16 protein-coding genes are annotated in these 18513 nt (G+C 52.1%); 5 read left to right on the top strand and 11 right to left on the bottom strand.

The window, feature by feature from the left end:
- Positions 1-767 precede the first annotated feature (767 nt).
- The 9 genes from BLR64_RS11115 to leuC all read right to left on the bottom strand — a co-directional run bounded on the left by BLR64_RS11115 (position 768) and on the right by leuC (position 11478).
- Complete coding sequence (locus tag BLR64_RS11115) at positions 768-1163, bottom strand: hypothetical protein (RefSeq protein WP_090714191.1); 396 nt, start codon at positions 1161-1163, stop codon at positions 768-770.
- Between the two features lie 81 nt (positions 1164-1244).
- Positions 1245-1511 carry a hypothetical protein gene (locus BLR64_RS11110; protein ID WP_042178089.1) on the bottom strand — a complete coding sequence of 89 codons (267 nt, stop codon included), beginning with the start codon at positions 1509-1511 and terminating at the stop codon, positions 1245-1247.
- Between the two features lie 2 nt (positions 1512-1513).
- The gene (gene nth / locus BLR64_RS11105; protein WP_090714190.1) at positions 1514-2224 is read right to left on the bottom strand and encodes an endonuclease III; all 711 of its coding nucleotides are present in this window, start codon (positions 2222-2224) and stop codon (positions 1514-1516) included.
- Between the two features lie 189 nt (positions 2225-2413).
- Positions 2414-5164, bottom strand: coding sequence for an S-layer homology domain-containing protein (locus BLR64_RS11100; protein ID WP_167360649.1), 2751 nt, complete (start codon positions 5162-5164; stop codon positions 2414-2416).
- A gap of 80 nt (positions 5165-5244) precedes the next feature.
- Complete coding sequence (locus BLR64_RS11095) at positions 5245-5913, bottom strand: GerMN domain-containing protein (RefSeq protein ID WP_090714188.1); 669 nt, start codon at positions 5911-5913, stop codon at positions 5245-5247.
- 110 nt (positions 5914-6023) lie between these two features.
- Complete coding sequence (locus BLR64_RS11090; RefSeq protein ID WP_090714187.1) at positions 6024-7466, bottom strand: N-acetylmuramoyl-L-alanine amidase family protein; 1443 nt, start codon at positions 7464-7466, stop codon at positions 6024-6026.
- Between the two features lie 162 nt (positions 7467-7628).
- Positions 7629-9224, bottom strand: a complete 1596-nt coding sequence (locus BLR64_RS11085; protein WP_090714186.1) for an N-acetylmuramoyl-L-alanine amidase family protein — start codon at positions 9222-9224, stop codon at positions 7629-7631.
- Positions 9225-9414: 190 nt separating this feature from the next.
- Positions 9415-10020 (bottom strand): 3-isopropylmalate dehydratase small subunit, encoded by a 606-nt coding sequence (gene leuD / locus BLR64_RS11080; protein ID WP_090714185.1) that lies wholly within the window; start codon positions 10018-10020, stop codon positions 9415-9417.
- A 33-nt stretch (positions 10021-10053) separates the two neighbouring features.
- On the bottom strand, positions 10054-11478 hold the full coding sequence (gene leuC, locus BLR64_RS11075; RefSeq protein WP_068728647.1) for a 3-isopropylmalate dehydratase large subunit: 1425 nt from the start codon (positions 11476-11478) through the stop codon (positions 10054-10056).
- A gap of 220 nt (positions 11479-11698) precedes the next feature.
- Between leuC and BLR64_RS11070 the strand changes: the two genes are divergently transcribed.
- The gene (locus BLR64_RS11070; RefSeq protein WP_090714184.1) at positions 11699-12268 is read left to right on the top strand and encodes a hypothetical protein; all 570 of its coding nucleotides are present in this window, start codon (positions 11699-11701) and stop codon (positions 12266-12268) included.
- A gap of 106 nt (positions 12269-12374) precedes the next feature.
- On the top strand, positions 12375-13286 hold the full coding sequence (locus tag BLR64_RS11065) for a LysR family transcriptional regulator (RefSeq protein WP_090714183.1): 912 nt from the start codon (positions 12375-12377) through the stop codon (positions 13284-13286).
- A 121-nt stretch (positions 13287-13407) separates the two neighbouring features.
- On the opposite strand, the gene BLR64_RS11060 is transcribed toward BLR64_RS11065, so the two are convergent.
- Complete coding sequence (locus tag BLR64_RS11060; protein WP_090714182.1) at positions 13408-13605, bottom strand: hypothetical protein; 198 nt, start codon at positions 13603-13605, stop codon at positions 13408-13410.
- Between the two features lie 438 nt (positions 13606-14043).
- On the opposite strand from BLR64_RS11060, the gene proB reads away from it, so the two are divergent.
- From proB to proC, 3 genes are all read left to right on the top strand, one after another.
- A complete protein-coding gene (gene proB / locus BLR64_RS11055) occupies positions 14044-15147 on the top strand; it encodes a glutamate 5-kinase (protein WP_090714181.1) in 1104 nt (367 codons plus the stop codon).
- Between the two features lie 44 nt (positions 15148-15191).
- Positions 15192-16439, top strand: a complete 1248-nt coding sequence (locus tag BLR64_RS11050) for a glutamate-5-semialdehyde dehydrogenase (protein WP_244157671.1) — start codon at positions 15192-15194, stop codon at positions 16437-16439.
- A 146-nt stretch (positions 16440-16585) separates the two neighbouring features.
- Positions 16586-17461: a pyrroline-5-carboxylate reductase gene (gene proC / locus BLR64_RS11045; RefSeq protein WP_090714179.1), complete on the top strand. Its 876-nt coding sequence runs from the start codon at positions 16586-16588 to the stop codon at positions 17459-17461.
- Positions 17462-17763: 302 nt separating this feature from the next.
- Here the strand turns inward: proC and BLR64_RS11040 are convergent, their stop codons facing one another.
- Entirely contained in the window at positions 17764-18495 is a 732-nt protein-coding gene (locus BLR64_RS11040) for a DnaD domain protein (RefSeq protein ID WP_090714178.1), read from the bottom strand.
- Between the last annotated feature and the right edge of the window lie 18 nt (positions 18496-18513).

Here is an 18513-nt window from a genome sequence, read left to right as displayed (position 1 = left end):
TGAATTGCTGATGGATTGCATCAAGGAAATACTTCAAAACATATTATTTTAAATTTAATCGGTCGCAGATTAACTACATTTTATCACCTGTCTGTCACAAATCAAATCATCACGTTTTACAAAATCAGCTATAATCCCTTACAAAACGAGAGAACAAATCCTTGCCGCTGAAATTGAACGGAGATTGCTGATGACCCGGCACAGGTATACTGCACAGCTGTCAGCCAAGAAGAACTTTTCATTAGAAAAACAGAGCTAAGCAAATTAATATGTATTTAAAAGGATGAATTTGGAGTTGACCTAAGAGGCGGGTAAGAGGAAGTTATGCATGCTGTCAGCTCAAGGCTGGTTTTTGGAGTATTATGCACGGTTCGGGTTTATAGTCTGAAAAAGCAAACCCGCAAGCTATATAGCATCGGTAAGTTGGTAAGTTGAGAGAGAAGGTGCTTCTACAGTACTTTTTACTTTCTATTGTACTTTGTACAATAGATAACGGTAAATCAAGCTGAAAAAAAGAATCTATTGTATTCTGTACATTAGATTCTCCGATTTTAGGCGCTTTTACCTCATTTCCCGATAATCAATTGTACAAAATGCAATAGAATAGGTTTTCCATATCGTTCAGTAAGAATTCTATTGCACAAAGTACAATCACTCACTCCAAAGTTTATTGGGGGAGCTTAACATTAATGAGCTTTAAGCTCCGCAAAATACACTTATGCATCCTTCCACTGCTGTTTAAATGTGCACACTTCACTCATATAGCCTTAATCAGAGTCAGCTGCCTGAGTTGCGGAGGAATCCTCTATCGCCTGAACGGCCTGATGTAGCGCCACCAGTCTTCTTTCCAGGAGCGTTCTTTGCGGACTGCCGGCTTTTGACTTGGCGTAACTGTTCTCAACGGACGGGATTAAGCCCTGAAGAACTTTGCTGGCCTCTGCCAAATCTTCAGGGGTATATGAATGGGGCTTTTGCTCCCAGGCATTTTCAAGCACCGCTAAGCCCGCACTGACAGCGTGGAGCCGTTTCTTTACCAGATTTGTATTTGCGCCGCTTTCGGTCATTTGGCTTAAGGCGCTTTCGAGCTTTCGAACGGTTGATTTCATTGATGTTAAGGATTCCACTTGGTCGGACTTTGATACAGCTGCAGATTTATCTTCCATATTGATCTGGACCCCACTTTCTGGTGTCAGGGTATATTAAAAAACCGGCCCCTGCGGGCCGGCTCTTGTTGCAAATGAATATTAAGCTGTTTCCAGAACCGGAAGCAGAATTTCGAATACTTTACCGTGCTGGAGAATAGTCAAGCCACGGGACTTGTCCTTCATAACAACAACCTCGGGCTTCTGGGACATACGCTCCAGATAGTGTTCCGGCACATCTCCGGAATGGCTGATCGTGATGCCTTCCACTTCCTGCTCTTCATTTTCTTCAAGCGGACTTTCTACTACACGGTCGAAAATATCGGAAAAAGTCTCAAAATTATCGGTATACACAGAAATGCACTTCATCTCTATCCCATCCTCTTCTTCATCTCTAACTTCTTTGTTGCTCCCGCCTCAGTCTTAGTTTTCCTGATTGCTGCGGTTTTCATACGTTTCTTACCTTCCCGGCATACGTCGAGCAGCGGACACACGGGGCATGCCGGATTCTGTGCCTTGCAGTGATAGCGGCCGAAAAAAATCAGCCGGTGATGCGTGAGCGTCCATTCCTCACGGGGCACCGCCTTCATTAGCTTCTTCTCCACTTCCAGCACGGAATCATCCCAGCCGGCAAGCGCCAGCCGCTTGGCCACACGCTCAACATGTGTATCTACCGCGATAGCCGGCACTCCAAATGCATTGGACACCACAACATTGGCTGTCTTACGTCCTACACCAGGTAAGGTAACCAGCTGATCATGAGCCTGCGGCACTTCCCCGCCGTACCGCTCAATCAGAATTGAACACAGATTCTGAATATGCTTGGCTTTGTTGCGGAATAATCCAATGCGCCGGATGTCATTTTCCAGCTCCTCCAGGGGAACGGAAACGTAGTCCAGCGGAGTTTGATACTTTTGAAAGAGGTCCACAGTCACTTTGTTTACTGTTGCGTCCGTACATTGGGCTGATAACAAAACAGCAATCGTTAGCTCGAAGGCATTCTTGTGGTTCAGCTCACAATGCGCATCAGGAAACAAGTCCCCGATAGTATCCAGAATGTGGCGGACATCTGCTGCTTTCATAGCGTCCCCTCCACGGAGTATTTACACTCGAAATGATGATCGCGAGCGTATCCTCTCATAATCTGCAGAAATATAAGGATACAACCGGTGAGAAGCATACCTTTTCTTATATTTCAAAAAAAACGTCCTGACGCAGTCAGTCTATCCTCTGCGTCAAGACGGTGTTTCACACGGAAATCCACCATAACATTATTGTTTCACAATTTCAACCACAACGTCATTATTAAAATACATTATAATATTATCATTTTCTTTGAGAGATTGCACGGATAAAGTCGTGTCACCTTGATGAATATATACATTTGGCGCGAGTGTATAGCGGTATACATCGTTCAGAGTGGTACGTTTGACCTGAAGCTCATTGGTCGCTGCATCCGCCCGTGAGAATACCTTGCTGAGCTGGGTAAGTACACGGATGAGAACAACGCCATCCGAATCCTTCCGCACTTCCACCCGGTCCGCTGTTGTCACATTGCCCAGTGAGGTTGTCGTCACACCGTCACGGACTACCCGTACACCGCTTCCGGCCGTAAAGGTTTGCGAAGTCCCTGTGTAATCCTTGACAGTCAGCGTCCCTGCCGCAGCATCGACCGCAGCTACCTGACCGCTGCTTAGCTTCACTGACTGGATCGAGACGGGTGTGCTTCCGTCAAACTTCACGTTGATGAAGCCGCCTACCTTCAGGTCACTGATACTAATAATCTGGCCAGCCTCATTGGTCATCGGAACAGTCAGTGTGTACAGTTCGCTTGTACCCCCAGACCACTTTACACCCAGCTTGTTTGCAGTACTGTTCAGCGTGGTAATCTCAAGCTGAGCAGCGGATTGCACACGCAGTACCGAGATGACGTCCTGACTTCCGGCAAGCACTGCTGTAACCTGGCTGTTAATGGCTACATCAGCTATTGTGGCCGATGCTCTGCCAAAATAATCAATGCTCTGCGGATAAGGAAGCGTCAGTGACTGGCCGTTGGCCAGCTTCAGTACAACCGTCCGTGCGGTTGCGTTCACCGATGCAAGCGTACCGCTATACTTGGTTGTACTTTCTACAGACAAGGCCCGGTCACCGACTGCATTCACATCCACCTTTCGGCCTTCGGTCAGTCTGGCGGCAATGCCGGCCAGCGTCGGAGCAGTAACTCCGTCATAAGCGAGCTTAGTGCTGGCATTCAGCTGTACTACATGGGCTTTGCTGCTGCTGTCCGTAAAGGTAAGCAGTTGTGTTTTGGCATTATAGGCAACCACCGTTGCACCGCTGTATTGTTCGATCTGACGGCTGGTCACTTCAATTTTGGTAACCTGATCGCTGCTGTTCAGTGTCAGCTGAACGTTATCCCCTCCGGTAGCATCGGCAATAAGATCTGCTGCGGCCGGACTGGTTACATTAGGAATCACGATAGCCGGCGATGCCGCCAGCAGCTTAACTTCACGTGTACCGTCAGACTTTTTGTACACAATGGTTGAGCCTGTCAGCTCCATAATGTATCCGGAGACTGTCCGTTCTGCTGCAGAGGTTACTTCAACTGCAGTCAGGATATTATTTTTAACCGTATATTTCACAGCAGAATTGGTCTTAAGATCGGCAGGCTGCAGTACTGCGCTCTGTGAGCTGAACAGTGTGCTGCCATCCTCCCAGCTGAAGGTTTCTACTGTTCCGGCTGTATTCTTGAAGGTGATTTTTTTGCCAGCGATATCAAGGCTTTGAATGGTTCCGGAAGCGGTTTTGTTTACAATGCCTGAAGTCACCTGCAGCTTGACCACTTTGCGGGACCCGCTGTAGGTTTCACGTGTCAGCTTGATTTTGCTCCCTGCAGTCACTGATGATGCATTAATTACAGCATCATTTACATCAACAAATACGGTATTCTCATCGTAGCTGTACTGATCGTATCCGGTTGGAGAATCTACCCAGATCACCCCTGGTGTAACCTTGGCAAATGTTCCTTCGGCATTCTCAATCTGCTGCACAGGATTAGTTAACTCTACATAAACGGCGTTGTAGGTTGCTCCGATAACGGTAACTTTAGTATAAGGCTGAATATCATTCAGGCCGATTCTCGCTTCAGAGGCACTTGTAAAATAGGCGGTTGACGCACTCAGGTTATACGTAGCATTAGTTCCGTTACTGTACAGTGTAAGTTTGCCGTCCTTTAAAGCACTGATTGTACCGGAAACCGTGTTGTCGTACTGCAGTGAATTATGCGCTTCTGCCCGGCTGAAGAAAGTCGCCAGCTGAGCGCGGGTTACTGCCCCCTGAGGATCAAAGCGGTTACCGTCCAGCCCGTTTGCAAGCCCCAAATCTACTGCGGCATTAATGTAGCCGCGCTTGTTGGCAGAGACCTTGGCATCATCGGCGAATCCCGTAGGCTCACTTGCTGCTGCAGCTGCCTCAGAGCTTTTACCCAGTGCACGGATTAGCAGCTCAGCCACCCATTCCCGGGAAGCCTTGCGCTCTCCCCAGGAGGTTTTGAGATTGTCCGCAGCCATTTCTACTGTTTTGTCCAGCAAACCTGACTGGAAGGCAAGCACAACATAAGGCTTATAATAGTTATTGACCTGAAAATTCGACGGCAGGACAACATCTGTTGTTGTATCCGCATTATTCTGCAGCTTCATAAACCGCAAAGCCATCAGGACGGCTTCCTGCTGGGTAACAGAATCTCCCGGACGGAACAGCCCGTTGTTGCCGACCACAATTCCTTGTGAAGCCAGCTTATAGATATGCTTTTCGGCCCAGAAGCCGGTCTTTACATCGCTAAAAATGCTGCCCGCCGCTGCTGCGGTTTGCGTTGCTGCCGCCGAAGTCGTGGTCGGTGCAGCCGCAGTATCCGCAAACGCCGCACCTGCTCCGCCAAACGCGATGGCGCCGGCCAGAACGGCGGAAGCCGCCTGGGCAGAATAAGCTCTAAGAGTATGTTTTGATCTTTTTTGACCGGACAATGCGTTATTCCCCTCTCTGTATCCCAATTATGATTACGTTAGTGATTCGCCGGCCTGTGTCCTGTTTCCTGCACCGGAGGTTACAGGCCGCTGTTCTCTCTTGTCAGGGGATGCTCCAGATCGACATGTCCCATCAGGCTTTCCACCTGCTCACCGTCAACCAGAAGCTCAACAGCCTTCACTTCCGCGAATTGGAAGAACGTCTTCGCAAGGGCGCTGATTGCCATCGCTTCACCGCCGGCGCCCAGCTGCGCTTCAACCGGCTTATGAATATCCAGGGTGACCTGACCGTCCTTGAACTCAAGTGATTTCAGCTCCATGCCGCCCCATAGCGGCACCTGCTCCGCATTGCTGCTGGTCTGCAGCGCCTTGAAGCTTTCGTTATATTTCTCTGTATCATTTGCAAAGCTGATTGTTGCGGCGCCTGTAACCAGCTCCATCTGCTGAGGGTCGGTGTAATATACCTCGATGCTCTGGCTCTGCTTCTGCGGCTGTGCCGGTTCAGCGGTTGCAGCCGGAGTCGGGCTTGGTTCCGCCTGAGGAGCAGTAGACGGCGCAACGATTTCTCCGCCGCTGTTGTCAGCGCCGTTATCCGGTGTTTCTCCCGCGTTCCCTCCAGCTCCGCCTACCGCTGCAGTGTTGTTCTGTGCCGCTTCGGCAGCCGGAGCCGCAGTCGGTTTATCCCCGCAGCCGGCAATAAGCATCAGAAGCACAGCCGAGACTGCCGTTAACGTTAATTTTTTGTTCATCAACATTACCCCCTATAGATGAATATGGGCAGACAGGGCGGCAAAGCCCGATCAGTCCGCTACTTCTGAGGCCAGACTGGACTTTGCGGCCCTAATCTGCCGCGTGGCTGCTATTTCAATCCCAGATACTCTTTGATTCCGCTGACTATACCTGCTGCTACCTTATTCTGCAAGCTCTCTGAGAAAAGCAGTGATTCATCGCCTTTGTTGCTGAGATAGCCTACTTCAAGGAGGACTGCAGGCATTTTGGTCTCGCGGATAACATGGAAATTCCCGTAGCGTACACCGCGGTTACTGAGGCCGGTGGCCTGCACAAGATATTTGTGCATCACGTTTGCCAGCGCTTTGCTGGACTCCCGCTGGTAATACGTTTCCGTTCCGCTTGCAGCCGATGAGCCGCTGCTGTTCGCATGCACGGAAATAAACAGATCCGCATTCAGGTTGTTGGCCATCGCCGCCCGGTCCTTCAATTCAAGGAAGGTATCATCGCTGCGGGTTAGTACAACATCAATGTTATTTTCTTTTTTGAGCAGCTCAGCTGCTTTCAGTACGATAGCCAGATTAAAGTTCTTTTCGTATTTTCCCGTCACTCCGACAGCCCCTGAATCCTTGGCGCCGTGTCCGGCATCCAGTACAACCAGCTTCCGGCCGTTGTTGCCCGGCTGGGTTGACGGATTGTCAGTGCTGACTGCATTCAGATCCACAACAACCAGCCTCGAGGTATCACCTGAAACCTCAACGGAATAATTCTTGTAGCTGGTCGTATCAATGACGAAGCGGACCGTATAAGGATTGGTGTTATAGAGTGAATAGCGTACTGCAGTGACATCAGGATAACCCGTTACTGCAAGACTGCCGTTAAGGTTGGGATCAAGCACCTGACCTGTTCCGAAAAGGTCGGAGAAGGTCGCATTCTCAATGTCAATGATGATCCTTTCGGGCCCGCTCACCCTCGATACCTTAGGTACCGCGTTCCCCTCCATGGCAATGGTCAGCCGGTTCTCATTAAAACTGATGCCGTTCACCATTGTCAGGTTCTTCGCCGGCTCTGCAGGAGGTACAACTACGGTAGACCCGCCGTCAGCGGCTCCGCCTCCTGAGCCTGTGTTACTCCCCCCGGTTTCCGGGGTAATAAGAGTTACAATCTTTTGATCGTTGTCCCAGCTGACAGTCAGCCCGAACTGTTCGCTGATAAACCGGATAGGCACCAGTGTAGTCCCGTTCCGGTTCAAAGGCGCATTAGTGAGCACTACGGTTTTGTCATTAACGGAAGCAGCGGTCTGATCTACAACCAGCTTCATTGTAGTGCCAGTCTGCCCGATCGTCACCGTCTTGCTCGCCTGATCCCAGTCTACTTTGTAGCCGAGATTCTCGGAGATCATTCTCAGCGGCACCATCACGGAGCCGCCCACATTCTCGACCGGAGCGCTCTGACCTGCAGTCAGTTCCTTTCCGTCGAGAAAAATCTTGTTGTTCGCGGCAGCAGCCTGTCCATGCTCCGGCAACACCAGTACAAAGAGCATCAGCAACAGCGTAAAAGCAAATTTCTTCATCTTTCACCTCTAAGAATCTAGTATTCCGCCAGATAATGGCGTTCGTGATGACCTGGCTACTGACAACCTTCGACACTCTTTAGACGCCTTTGCAGCTTAAAAGTTGCGAATTAATTCCAGAAAACATCCGCATCCCCCACATTTCCTCAGCCTCTTCAAAGGTTACAATCCGAGATATTCATAGATTCCGGCCACAATTTCCCGTGCCAGATTATTTTGCAGCGTTTCAGTGAACATTGCCGTTTCATTGCCGGGATTGGTCAGGTACCCGACCTCCAGCAGCACTGCGGGCATGCTTGTCTCGCGGGTCACGTGGAGACTCTTGCTCCGGACACCGTTATCCTTAAAGCCGGTCCCTGCTACCAGATGCTTATGTAAAATCTGGGCCAGCGGCAGACTCTCAGTTCTTGAATAATAGGTTTCACTGCCGTTAACCTTGTCCCGGTTGGGGTAGGTTACATCCAGTGAATTACCATGAAACGAAATGAACAGATTGGCTTTGGCAGCCTCGGCAATATTAACCCTGTCCTGCAGACCAAGGGTCTGATCGGCCGTGCGAGTGTATACAACCTCTACCTTGCCGTCCTGGGCAAGCAAGACACCGACTTTATTAGCTACCGCAAAATTAACATCCTTCTCGAGCTTGCCGCTAGGGCTCACTGCCCCCGGCTGCTTGCCGCCGTGTCCGGCATCCAGTACGACAACCGGTTTACCAGAGCTCCCTGTGCCGGCTGGAGCAGTGCCTCCGCTGCCCGCTGTGTTGAGATCAATCGTTACAAGTCCTGTACTGCTGTCGGTGCTCAGCTGGTAAGGCTGGCTGCCCACGGTCTGGATCACGAACCGGACGGTAGAGGGGCTCGTGCTGAACAGCGCATATCTTACTTCTGTAACCAGCGGATACCCGGTGACATCAAGCTTGCCCTGCGGCGTACCATTCGGTGCAACGCTTGGCAGGCTGCCCACAAAATCAGGGGCAAAGGATGCGCCCGCAAAATCAACGATGATCCGGTCAGGACCGCTGAGTCTGGATACAGCAGGCTTGGCCCCTCCTGCCGCAGCTACAATCAGACGGTTCTCACTGAACACCGCTCCCAGCACCTGAGGCGTGGTAGCCACATTGCCTGCACTTCCGGGAACAGGAGTGGATGCCGGGCCGTTAACCCCGCCCGCAATATCATCGTCCTGGCCTGTTACCGCTGTTGGAGACGGTGCAGCCGTCGGTGAGGCGGCAGGCTGAGGCGTTGCAGCAGGCTGCGGAGCTGCAGTAGCTGCCGGGAGCGGGTCAACGGATGGCGCAGTACCGCCCGTCTGCCCACCGCTCAGATATACGGTCTTGTCGCTGTTATCCCAGCCGACCTTGAGTCCGAACTGCTCGCTTACAAATCGGATCGGCACAAGCACGGTTCCCCCGTTCTGCTTGGGTGCCGCATTGAGTGACAAGGTTACACCGTCTGCTTCAGCAGTCTTACTTCCCACCGCCAGCTGCACAGTCTTTCCGTCCTGCTGCACCGTTACCTTCTTCGTCTTTTGTTCCCACAGCACCTCAAAGCCCAGGTTCTCAACGACTACCCGGATAGGAATCATAACGCTTCCATTTACGTTTTCAAGGCTGATTCCCTGGGGCAGTGCAAGCTCCTGATTGTCCATTACAATCCGGCCGGTACCTTGTCCGGCGGCTGCAGCTTCCCGGCCGGCAAATGACAGCAGCAGCAGCGGCAGCAGCAATAGCAATAACACCCGTTGTCCGGCTCTTCTCATCCCGTACTCTCCTTTTGGCAAATAATAGACACTACTAATAACACACAGATAAGCTATAGACGACAGAAATCCCCAAAAGTTGCCTTTGCAGGCAATGAATATATCGATTATAGCAAAAAAACTTCTATCTCCGGTACACGGAAATAGAAGTTTTGTGTAAAATTTGTAAAGTTAACGGATGATGCTGTCCTTATCTGGCGAAAAGCTTGGCTGCATGGCGTTCTTCATATGCAGCGATTTCGTCGGCGTGCTTAAGGGTCAGTCCGATGTCATCCAGACCCTGCAGCAGGAACTGGCGGCGGTGCTCATCCAGCTCAAAGCTGATGCTAAGCCCGTAATCATCGCTCAGCGCTTTATTTTCCAGATCTACATTCAGCCTATATCCCTCATGCTCAGCTGTACGGTTAAAGAGGTCATCAACCTGGGCCTCAGACAGCTTGATTGGCAGGATACCGTTCTTGAAGCAGTTATTATAGAAAATGTCGGCATAGGAGGGTGCAATGACCACTCTGAAGCCGTAGTCCATAATCGCCCACGGAGCGTGCTCCCGGGAGGAGCCGCAGCCGAAGTTGGCCCGCGAGATCAGCACGGATGCTCCCTCGTAACGCGGCTTGTTCATCTCAAAAGCAGGATTGTCATTTCCCGCCTCGTCAAAACGCCATTCATAGAACAGGAACTGTCCGAACCCGGTCCGTTCGATCCGCTTCAGGAACTGCTTAGGGATAATAGCATCTGTATCAACATTTACCCGGTCAACCGGGGCAACGATTCCGTTTAATTGTTTAAAAGCTTCCATAGTGTTATTTCCTCCCGCTCTCTCTCAAAGTTTCTATGCGTTGACGGCTTCCGTCTTGTAATTCCAGTCACGGACATCAGTAAACCGGCCTTTGATGGCAGCGGCAGCCGCCATTGCCGGGGATACCAGATGCGTGCGTCCGCCGCGTCCCTGGCGTCCTTCAAAGTTGCGGTTCGAGGTCGAGGCACAGCGCTGTCCGGGCTGCAGAACGTCAGGGTTCATCGCCAGGCACATACTGCAGCCTGCTTCACGCCACTCAAAGCCTGCTTCGGTGAATACTTTGTCAAGACCTTCCTTCTCCGCCTGCATTTTAACGCGACCGGAGCCTGGTACTACAATCGCAGTAACTTTGTCGGATACCTTGTGGCCTCTGGCTACCTGTGCAGCAGCGCGTAGGTCCTCAATCCGGCCGTTGGTGCAGGAGCCGATAAAGACATAGTCGATGCCGATTTCGGACATCGGGGTGCCTGGAGTCAAATCCATATATTCAAGCGCTTTTTCAGCAGCTTTACGTTCATTTTCTGTAGTGAAATCCGCCGGATTAGGCACGCTGGAGCTGATGTCTGTACCCATACCCGGGCTTGTGCCCCAGGTTACCTGAGGGATCAATGTCTCAACATCGAACTCGACGACAGTGTCATATTGTGCGCCTTCATCGCTCACCAGTGTTCTCCAGGAAGCAACAGCAGCGTCAAAAGCTTCACCTTGCGGTACGTATTCACGGCCGCGCAGATATTCAAAGGTAGTATCGTCCGGAGCAATCAGACCTGCTCTCGCTCCGCCCTCGATCGACATGTTGCAGACCGTCATGCGTTCTTCCATCGACAGCTCGCGGATCGCTTCGCCGGTGTACTCAATAACATATCCGGTTGCAAAGTCCGTGCCGTATTTGGCGATAACGCCGAGAATCATATCCTTGGCGGTTACGCCGGGATTGCGCTTGCCGGTGAAGCGGACTTCCATCGTTTTGGCTTTGGACTGCTGCAGACACTGGGTCGCAAGCACATGCTCGACTTCACTTGTACCGATCCCGAAGGCCAGTGCGCCGAAAGCGCCGTGTGTGGAGGTATGGCTGTCGCCGCAGACAATCGTTTTGCCCGGATGAGTCAGGCCGATTTCCGGCCCCATAACGTGTACAACCCCCTGGTCGATGTCATTCAGGTCAAACAGTCTGACACCGAAATCGCGGCAGTTCTGCGACAGGGTGTCGATTTGCTGCTTGGAGATCGGGTCCGTAATATTGAAACGGTCCTTGGTCGGAACGTTGTGGTCCATTGTCGCAAAAGTAAGCTCCGGACGGCGTACCTTACGGCCGCTCAGGCGGAGTCCCTCAAAAGCCTGCGGTGAAGTAACCTCATGCACCAGATGCAGATCGATATAAATGATGCTCGGCTTGCCTTCCTCAGAATGAATAACGTGATTGTCCCAGATTTTCTCAAACATTGTCTTGTTGCTCATGATTTCACCTCATTAGTAGAATCGTTCATTGGAAGAGAGTGTGGAGTCTCTCTTGAATGCTCTAAATATAACATCGCCTTGTTTATAATTCCAAGATATGATTTCTATAAAAGTAATAGCCTGCGCTTATAAGCAGTAATAATGGGGTATGTATTTTTTGAATTCACTCCGAATTCTGATAAAATCATTTTCAAAAATACTAGACTTAGGGGAGAGAGTAATGAAAAAACCATTTTACAAGCACTGGCTGTTCTGGGTGGTGGTAGTTGTGCTGGGCAGTATCATCGGACAGATTGCGGCAAGAAATGAACCGGAAGATCAGGCAACTCCGGCTGCTACGCAAGGAGTACAGGCAACGGCCGTACCCGCAGCAGATTCTCCTGCTGCTGAACCGGCGGCCGGTAATCCGTCCGTGAACTGGGAGTCGGCTATCAAACAGATCGCCCAATCGGATACAGAGTCAGCCCAGAAGGCTGATGCTGTGGAGGTTTTGGCCAAGGCCTACACCCCTTCTCCCGAAGAACTGACGGACTTTGAATCGCAAGTAGTTGAGGAATACAATGCTGGCAATTATCTGGCTCATATTGAGGACGCCGGGTACATGCTGACCAATCTCTTCAAAGCTGTTGTCGTTGAGGGCAAACACACTGACGGGGAGCCGGTTAAGGATTTCGCTTCCGCGTTCTATCAAAACACAAAGAATACTTTCCTCGGTGTTGAGGCTGCCGGCAGTGATTCTGTAAAAGAAAGCGAATCGCAGATGGATAAAGCGCTGGCCGAAATAAAATAAGAGCCCCATTCGGGGTTCTCTTGCTTCTCAAGCTTCCGGGGCTATATTAAAAAGACCTCTTATAGGCTATACTTATAAGTATTATAAGTAAACAAGGGGTACGATTATGGAATTAAGACAATTGCAGTACGCGCTGCAAATCGCAGCGGAGCGCAACTTCTCGCGTGCCGCGGAGAAATTGCATGTAGCCCAGCCCTCGCTCAGCCAGCAGCTGTCCAAGCTGGAAAAGGAACTCGGGGTCATGCTATTCCAGCGGAATACAAGTTCGGTGGAGCTAACGCATGCCGGCGAGCGGTTCGTCGAGCAGGCGGAATCGATTTTAGCTGCGGTGGAGCTGCTTCGCCAGGAGATGTCGGATATATCACAACTGCGCACCGGCCGTGTGCTTGTCGGCAGTATGCCGATTACCGGCGCCCATCTTCTGCCTCATGTCCTGCCGGTGTTTAAGCAGAACTATGCTGATATTGACATTTCACTGCTTGAGGATTCTTCTATGAATCTGGAAAAGCTGACTGCCGGGGGCCAGACGGACCTGAGCCTGCTCTCCCTTCCGCTGGAAATTCCGACACTGGCCTATGAGGTACTTGGGGAGGAGCGGATCGACCTGGCCGTACCGCCGGACCATCCGCTGGCCTCACGCAAGGCTGAAGGCATACGGACTACACTAGAGGAACTGAAGGACGAGCCCTTTATTGTACTCAAAGAAGGCCAGGGGTTCCGCAAAATGACGATGGAGCTCTGCCGGGAAGCCGGCTTTGAGCCGAAGATTGTTTTTCAGAGCAACAATATGGAGACCATTCAGTCCCTCGTCGCCACGGGTATGGGGGTTACCCTGGTGCCTCATTTTATCGCCCGTGCCCCGCGAAGTGAATTCGTCCCCGTCTATCTGCCGCTGGCTGAGCCGGTGCCGAGCCGTACACTGGTTATCGCCTACCGGAGGGGACGCTATCTGTCCAAAGCAGCCGAGGTGTTTATTGAAACCTTCAAGAACACAGTGGCCAGTCTGGCGGAAGCCTGAATTTGTTTTGCACCCGCATAAAAAGGCTCCCGGGGTTTCGCTGGTCAGCGGAAATCGGGGAGCCTTTCGTATAAGCTCATCATGGTCAATTATCATCATACATGCTGTTCATACAGCCTTATCACATCTGTCGGTTATGCTGAGTGATCATCCGGTTCTGGTTGTCCGGCATACGGGCTGTGCTCTCATCGACCGGCCCTTTGGTTCTGGAGTCATTGGCACGCTCTTCAACAAAATCCCGGATCGCCTGATTCTGAAATTCCGCTGCCTCTTTGGCATTTTCAGTCTGTTCCTGCGCGATTTGCTTGTCTTTACTCAAGTGAATGCACCTCCTGGTAACAGATTATAAGTAAATTACCCGTTCCCCCCGCGCATAAACATCTTATTTCACTGCAGCTTCAGCGCATAAAAATATTCCTGCAAACTCCCTTTGCAAACCGTACACCGCCATGGTATTCTAATTGTCAAATAGTGAAACGTGCAGACGGGACCAGTAAGAAATGTCTCTATCCGTGAGCAGAGAGTAAATTCCGGAAGGCTGAGAGAATTTACCGCGGTTGTTATTTCTGAATCCTACCCCCGAGCGGCCTGCTGCCTGCAGGACGGATACTCCCGTTATGAGAATGAAGTCGGATGTTCCCTCATCAATGAAGGTGGTACCGCGGAAGTTAACATGCTTTCGTCCTTTGCTTAGTCTTAGGATGGGGGCTTTTTGTCGTTTTCAAGTCTGATATTCTGAAAGGGAAGTGAAGATACAGTGGCCACACGTATAGTAGTCAAAATCGGCAGCAGCTCGCTGACCGGCCCTGAAGGCGGCCTAAACCGCGAAGCGGTAGCCTTTTTCGCAGCTGAGCTTGCCGCCCTGCGGCAGGACGGATGTGAGGTGCTGCTGGTAACCTCCGGGGCCGTAGCCGCCGGATTCCGCGGCATCGGTTATCCGTCCAGGCCAAAGCTGCTGCATGAGAAGCAGGCTGCGGCTGCCGTCGGGCAGGTCATGCTGATGCAGGCCTATCAGGAGGCTTTTGCCGAGCACGGACTTCCGACCGCCCAAATTCTGCTGACCCGTACCGACTTTTGCAGCCGCCGCGCCATGAATAACGCGATGATGACGGTCGAGGAGCTGCTAAGACAGGGTGCCGTCCCGGTATTTAACGAAAATGATACAGTATCGGTCGACGAGCTGAAATTCGGGGATAATGATACACTGTCAGCACTGGTCGCCAATCTTATGAAGGCCTCGCGCCTGCTGGTGCTGACAGATATGGACGGGCTGTACAGCGGAGACCCGCGGAAGAATCCCGAAGCGGTCCGCTTCAGCCGGGTGGAGGAGATTACGCCGGAAATCTATGCCTACGCAGGCGGAGCCGGCTCAAGCGTCGGAACAGGCGGTATGCGTTCCAAAATTGATGCCGCCAAAATTGCAACCCGCGGCGGGGTGCCGGTCTTCATCGGCCGGGCCTCTGAACCCGGAGATTTGCGCCTGGCTGCGGCAGGCACGGGGAAAGGTACTTATTTTGACACTACCCTCGCCTCCCTGCCGGTCAAAAAACAGTGGCTCGGCTTTATGTCAACACCGCTTGGCTCGCTTTATGTCGATGACGGAGCAGTTGAAGCCCTGCTCCACGGAGGACACAGTCTGCTGCCGGTAGGTGTTAAACGGATCGAGGGCAGCTTCCACTCCGGTGATGTCGTTGAGGTCCTTGGGCCAGATGCAACCCTGCTGGGCCGGGGAATCGTCAACTACGATGATACCCAGCTCCGCAGCATCCAGGGCCTGCCGAGCCGGGAGATCGTTCCCAAGCTTGGTGAAGTCCACCGGCTTGAGGTCATCCACCGTGATGAATGGATCACGCTGCGCTAACCGAAACAGCAATTAACATATACTACCTTTCAGGGGGGAACAATATGAGTGAAGTGATTAATAAAGCCACATTAGCCAAAGAGACTACAGGAGTTCTAGCAAGCTTGACCACCGGCCAAAAAAATGAAGCATTGCTTGTCATGGCTGATGCTTTGCGTCAGGAAGCCCCGTCCATTATCGCTGCCAACGCCGAGGATCTGGAGCGCGGGCGTAAGGCCGGTACACCGGAATCCATGCTCGACCGCCTTGCACTGGATGTCAGCCGGATCGGCGCAATCGCCGAAGGCCTGCAGCAGATTGCCGTGCTGCCTGATCCGGTCGGAGATACACTTGAACAATTTGAGCGTCCCAACGGCCTGTCTATTGAAAAAATCCGCGTCCCGCTCGGAGTTATCGGCATTATATATGAAGCCCGTCCGAACGTAACGGTAGATGCCGCTGGTCTTTGCCTGAAGACAGGCAACGCCGTGGTTCTGCGCGGCGGCTCCTCGGCCCTCTCCTCCAACCGCAAAATCGTTGAAGTTCTGCACACGGCGCTGGCCAAAACGTCCATCCCGGCTGCAGCCTTACAGCTGATTGAAGATCCTAACCGTTCTTCTGTGGACGAGATGCTCAAGCTGAACGGACTGCTGGATGTAATCATTCCGCGCGGCGGCAGCTCACTGATCCAGAATGTTGTAATGAACGCCACAGTGCCTGTCATTGAAACAGGTGCAGGCATATGCCATACTTATCTGGATGCAGGCTGTCAGCCTGAAATGGCCGAACGGATCAGCGTCAACGCCAAAGCCCAGCGCCCGTCTGTCTGCAACTCCATGGAAACCTTGCTTGTCAACCGTGAGTATGCCACTCGGCATCTGCCGGCGCTGGCTGAAGCCTTCCGCGACGTTAACGTTGAGCTCCGCGGCTGCCCGGAAACGGTAGCCCTGATTCCTTGGGCGGTACCGGTAACCGCTGAGGATTATGCAACCGAATATAATGACTACATTCTTAATGTCCGTATCGTCGGCGGACTGGATGAAGCGCTGCGTCATATCGCTGAATACAGCACCAAGCATTCGGAATGCATTGTTACCGAAAATGCCGGGCATGCCGCACGTTTCCTGCAGGAGGTAGATGCTGCAGCAGTGTATCATAATGCATCCACCCGGTTCACCGACGGGTTCGAATTCGGCTTTGGCGCCGAAATCGGCATCAGCACCCAGAAGCTGCATGCCCGGGGACCTATGGGTCTGCCTGCACTGACTTCCTGCAAATATATCATCCGCGGAACCGGACAAATCCGGGGATAACTGAGATGCTTACGAAGCGAGTTTTGTACGCGGATTATACAGTGGGGTTAAGCTCACAAAACTTAGGCCTATGCTTACGAAGCGAGTTTTGTACGCCGAATATTCAGTGGGGTTAAGCTCACAAAACTTTTAGGGGGACTCATAACATGTGTCAGCAACCATCCGTTCCGCTTATTAAGGAACATATCGTATTCTACGGGGCAGGCTCGATGGCGGAAGCCATTGTGCGGGGCATGATTGCCCGCAATGTTATTGCTTCCGACAGCATCACCATGCTCAACCGCAGCAGCAGCGAACGTCTGGCCGAACTGCGCAGCCGTTATGGCGTGCAGGGCAGCAATGACGCGCAGCAAAAATCGGAAATCCTGAAGAATGCCCAGGTTATCGTCCTGGCAATGAAACCGAAGGATGCTGCTGAAGCGCTGCGCGGGCTCGCACCGCTGCTCCAGCCTGACCAGCTTATCGTCTCCGTTATTGCAGGTCTTACAATCCGCACCATCCAGGGTCTGCTCGGCACGCCGCAGCCGGTGATCCGCACGATGCCGAACACCTCAAGCACGATCGGACTCGGCGCAACAGGCATCGCCTTCTCCAAAGAGGTCGGCGAGGCTGGCCGGCGTCTGGCACTAAATATCTTTGAATCGGTGGGCATCACTTCCGTCATCGAAGAGGAACGGATGGAGACTCTGACTGGTATCTCCGGCAGCGGACCGGCCTACATCTATTACATGATGGAAGCGATGACTGCCGCGGGTATCCGCGGCGGCTTAACACCTGAGCAGAGCCTAGAGCTGACCGTGCAGAGCGTACTGGGAGCTGCCCGTATGGTACAGCAGACCGGAGAGGATCCGGCAGCCCTGCGCAAAAAGGTCACTTCACCAAACGGCTCCACCCAGGCAGCAATCGAAACGCTGGACAAAGGCGACTTCTTCGAAACGGTCATCGCCGCAGTGAACCGCTGCGCCGAACGCTCCCGTGAGATGGGGGCAGCCGTGGAAAAAGAGCTGTTTAAAAACCAGTAAGCTCCTGGATGATTCTGAACAGCTGAGCAGCAGAAACAGCACACCGGCCAATTCCGCTTCGCCTGCAATTACTCCTCCGTCCGCATCCGATCAGGATTACTGACGGGGGAGTTTCTATTAGTACACCTTGCAATCCTTTCCATCTGACCTCCAATCTACCACAACCGTGTCAATTTTTACTTTCCCATTTAGCCAATGCGGCTTTCACCCACCTTACTCTGAACTGAGGAGGCACGTACAAAAACAAAAAAAGCCTGCTGCACTTGGTTACCCAAGGCAGCAGGCTTACATCATTCAGACCATCATCTTCCGCCATTGCGGAATTTCTGGTTATAGTTCTTGACGTCCTGGGCATTCTTCACCCGGTTGCGTGACCACTCCAGCAGGATTCGGTCAATGTAGCGGAAGTGAACCTTGCCGGCAAAAACAGACTCTTTCAGCGCCAGCAGGATTAACTCCTCCGGATACCGGTCCTGATCGACCCAGCCGGAAATGGTCTCACACTCCATTGGCGACAGCGGCCGGCCGAATTCTTTCTCGAAGATGCTGAACAGATTGCGGCTCTCCGCCTCCACAGATACTGTAGCAGCAGGACTTGCGGCAATCCGAGTTGACGCATGCCCGGAATGATTAGCTCCGGCAGTTCTGCCTTCAGCAGCCTCTTGAGCGGCTTCAGCCAGAACAGCACCCAGCTTGTTGAACAATCCTGTAAAATTGTACTGCTCGTAATGAAAATCCCTAAGCTCGTCATTGGTTCCGTCAATGCTGATAAAGCCTTCCTTCATCAGCTTCTGCAGCTCTCCGGCAATTACGGATATGCTCCGGCCGGTCACAGTTTGCAGATCCTCCAGCGACGGGAATTCAATGCCCTCCACCTGCCGGAAAGACAGCAGGTGAATGAGCAACATGGCTTCGTCGCCGCTGAGATTCAGCTTCCGGTAATATTTTAAGAGTGCATAAGGAATGACGGCCATCCCGTGCTGAAGGCCAAATGCTGCGCCCTCACCCCAGGTATTCCATCCTCTGCCGTCCATACTTCTGCCCCTTTCACT

The organism is Paenibacillus typhae (assembly GCF_900099765.1).
In the GTDB taxonomy this organism is placed as follows: Bacteria; Bacillota; Bacilli; order Paenibacillales; family Paenibacillaceae; genus Paenibacillus_AQ; species Paenibacillus_AQ typhae.
Note: the sequence above shows the minus strand (reverse complement) of the source record. Positions and strands in the feature narration are given on the sequence as shown.

Coding starts and splice junctions, on each gene's coding strand:
- BLR64_RS11115 (WP_090714191.1), bottom strand. CDS start 1,163: ATGGAAGATAAATCTGCAGCTGTATCAAAGTCCGACCAAGTGGAATCC.
- BLR64_RS11110 (WP_042178089.1), bottom strand. CDS start 1,511: ATGAAGTGCATTTCTGTGTATACCGATAATTTTGAGACTTTTTCCGAT.
- nth (WP_090714190.1), bottom strand. CDS start 2,224: ATGAAAGCAGCAGATGTCCGCCACATTCTGGATACTATCGGGGACTTG.
- BLR64_RS11095 (WP_090714188.1), bottom strand. CDS start 5,913: ATGAACAAAAAATTAACGTTAACGGCAGTCTCGGCTGTGCTTCTGATG.
- BLR64_RS11090 (WP_090714187.1), bottom strand. CDS start 7,466: ATGAAGAAATTTGCTTTTACGCTGTTGCTGATGCTCTTTGTACTGGTG.
- BLR64_RS11085 (WP_090714186.1), bottom strand. CDS start 9,224: ATGAGAAGAGCCGGACAACGGGTGTTATTGCTATTGCTGCTGCCGCTG.
- leuD (WP_090714185.1), bottom strand. CDS start 10,020: ATGGAAGCTTTTAAACAATTAAACGGAATCGTTGCCCCGGTTGACCGG.
- leuC (WP_068728647.1), bottom strand. CDS start 11,478: ATGAGCAACAAGACAATGTTTGAGAAAATCTGGGACAATCACGTTATT.
- BLR64_RS11070 (WP_090714184.1), top strand. CDS start 11,699: ATGAAAAAACCATTTTACAAGCACTGGCTGTTCTGGGTGGTGGTAGTT.
- BLR64_RS11065 (WP_090714183.1), top strand. CDS start 12,375: ATGGAATTAAGACAATTGCAGTACGCGCTGCAAATCGCAGCGGAGCGC.
- BLR64_RS11050 (WP_244157671.1), top strand. CDS start 15,192: ATGAGTGAAGTGATTAATAAAGCCACATTAGCCAAAGAGACTACAGGA.
- proC (WP_090714179.1), top strand. CDS start 16,586: ATGTGTCAGCAACCATCCGTTCCGCTTATTAAGGAACATATCGTATTC.
- BLR64_RS11040 (WP_090714178.1), bottom strand. CDS start 18,495: ATGGACGGCAGAGGATGGAATACCTGGGGTGAGGGCGCAGCATTTGGC.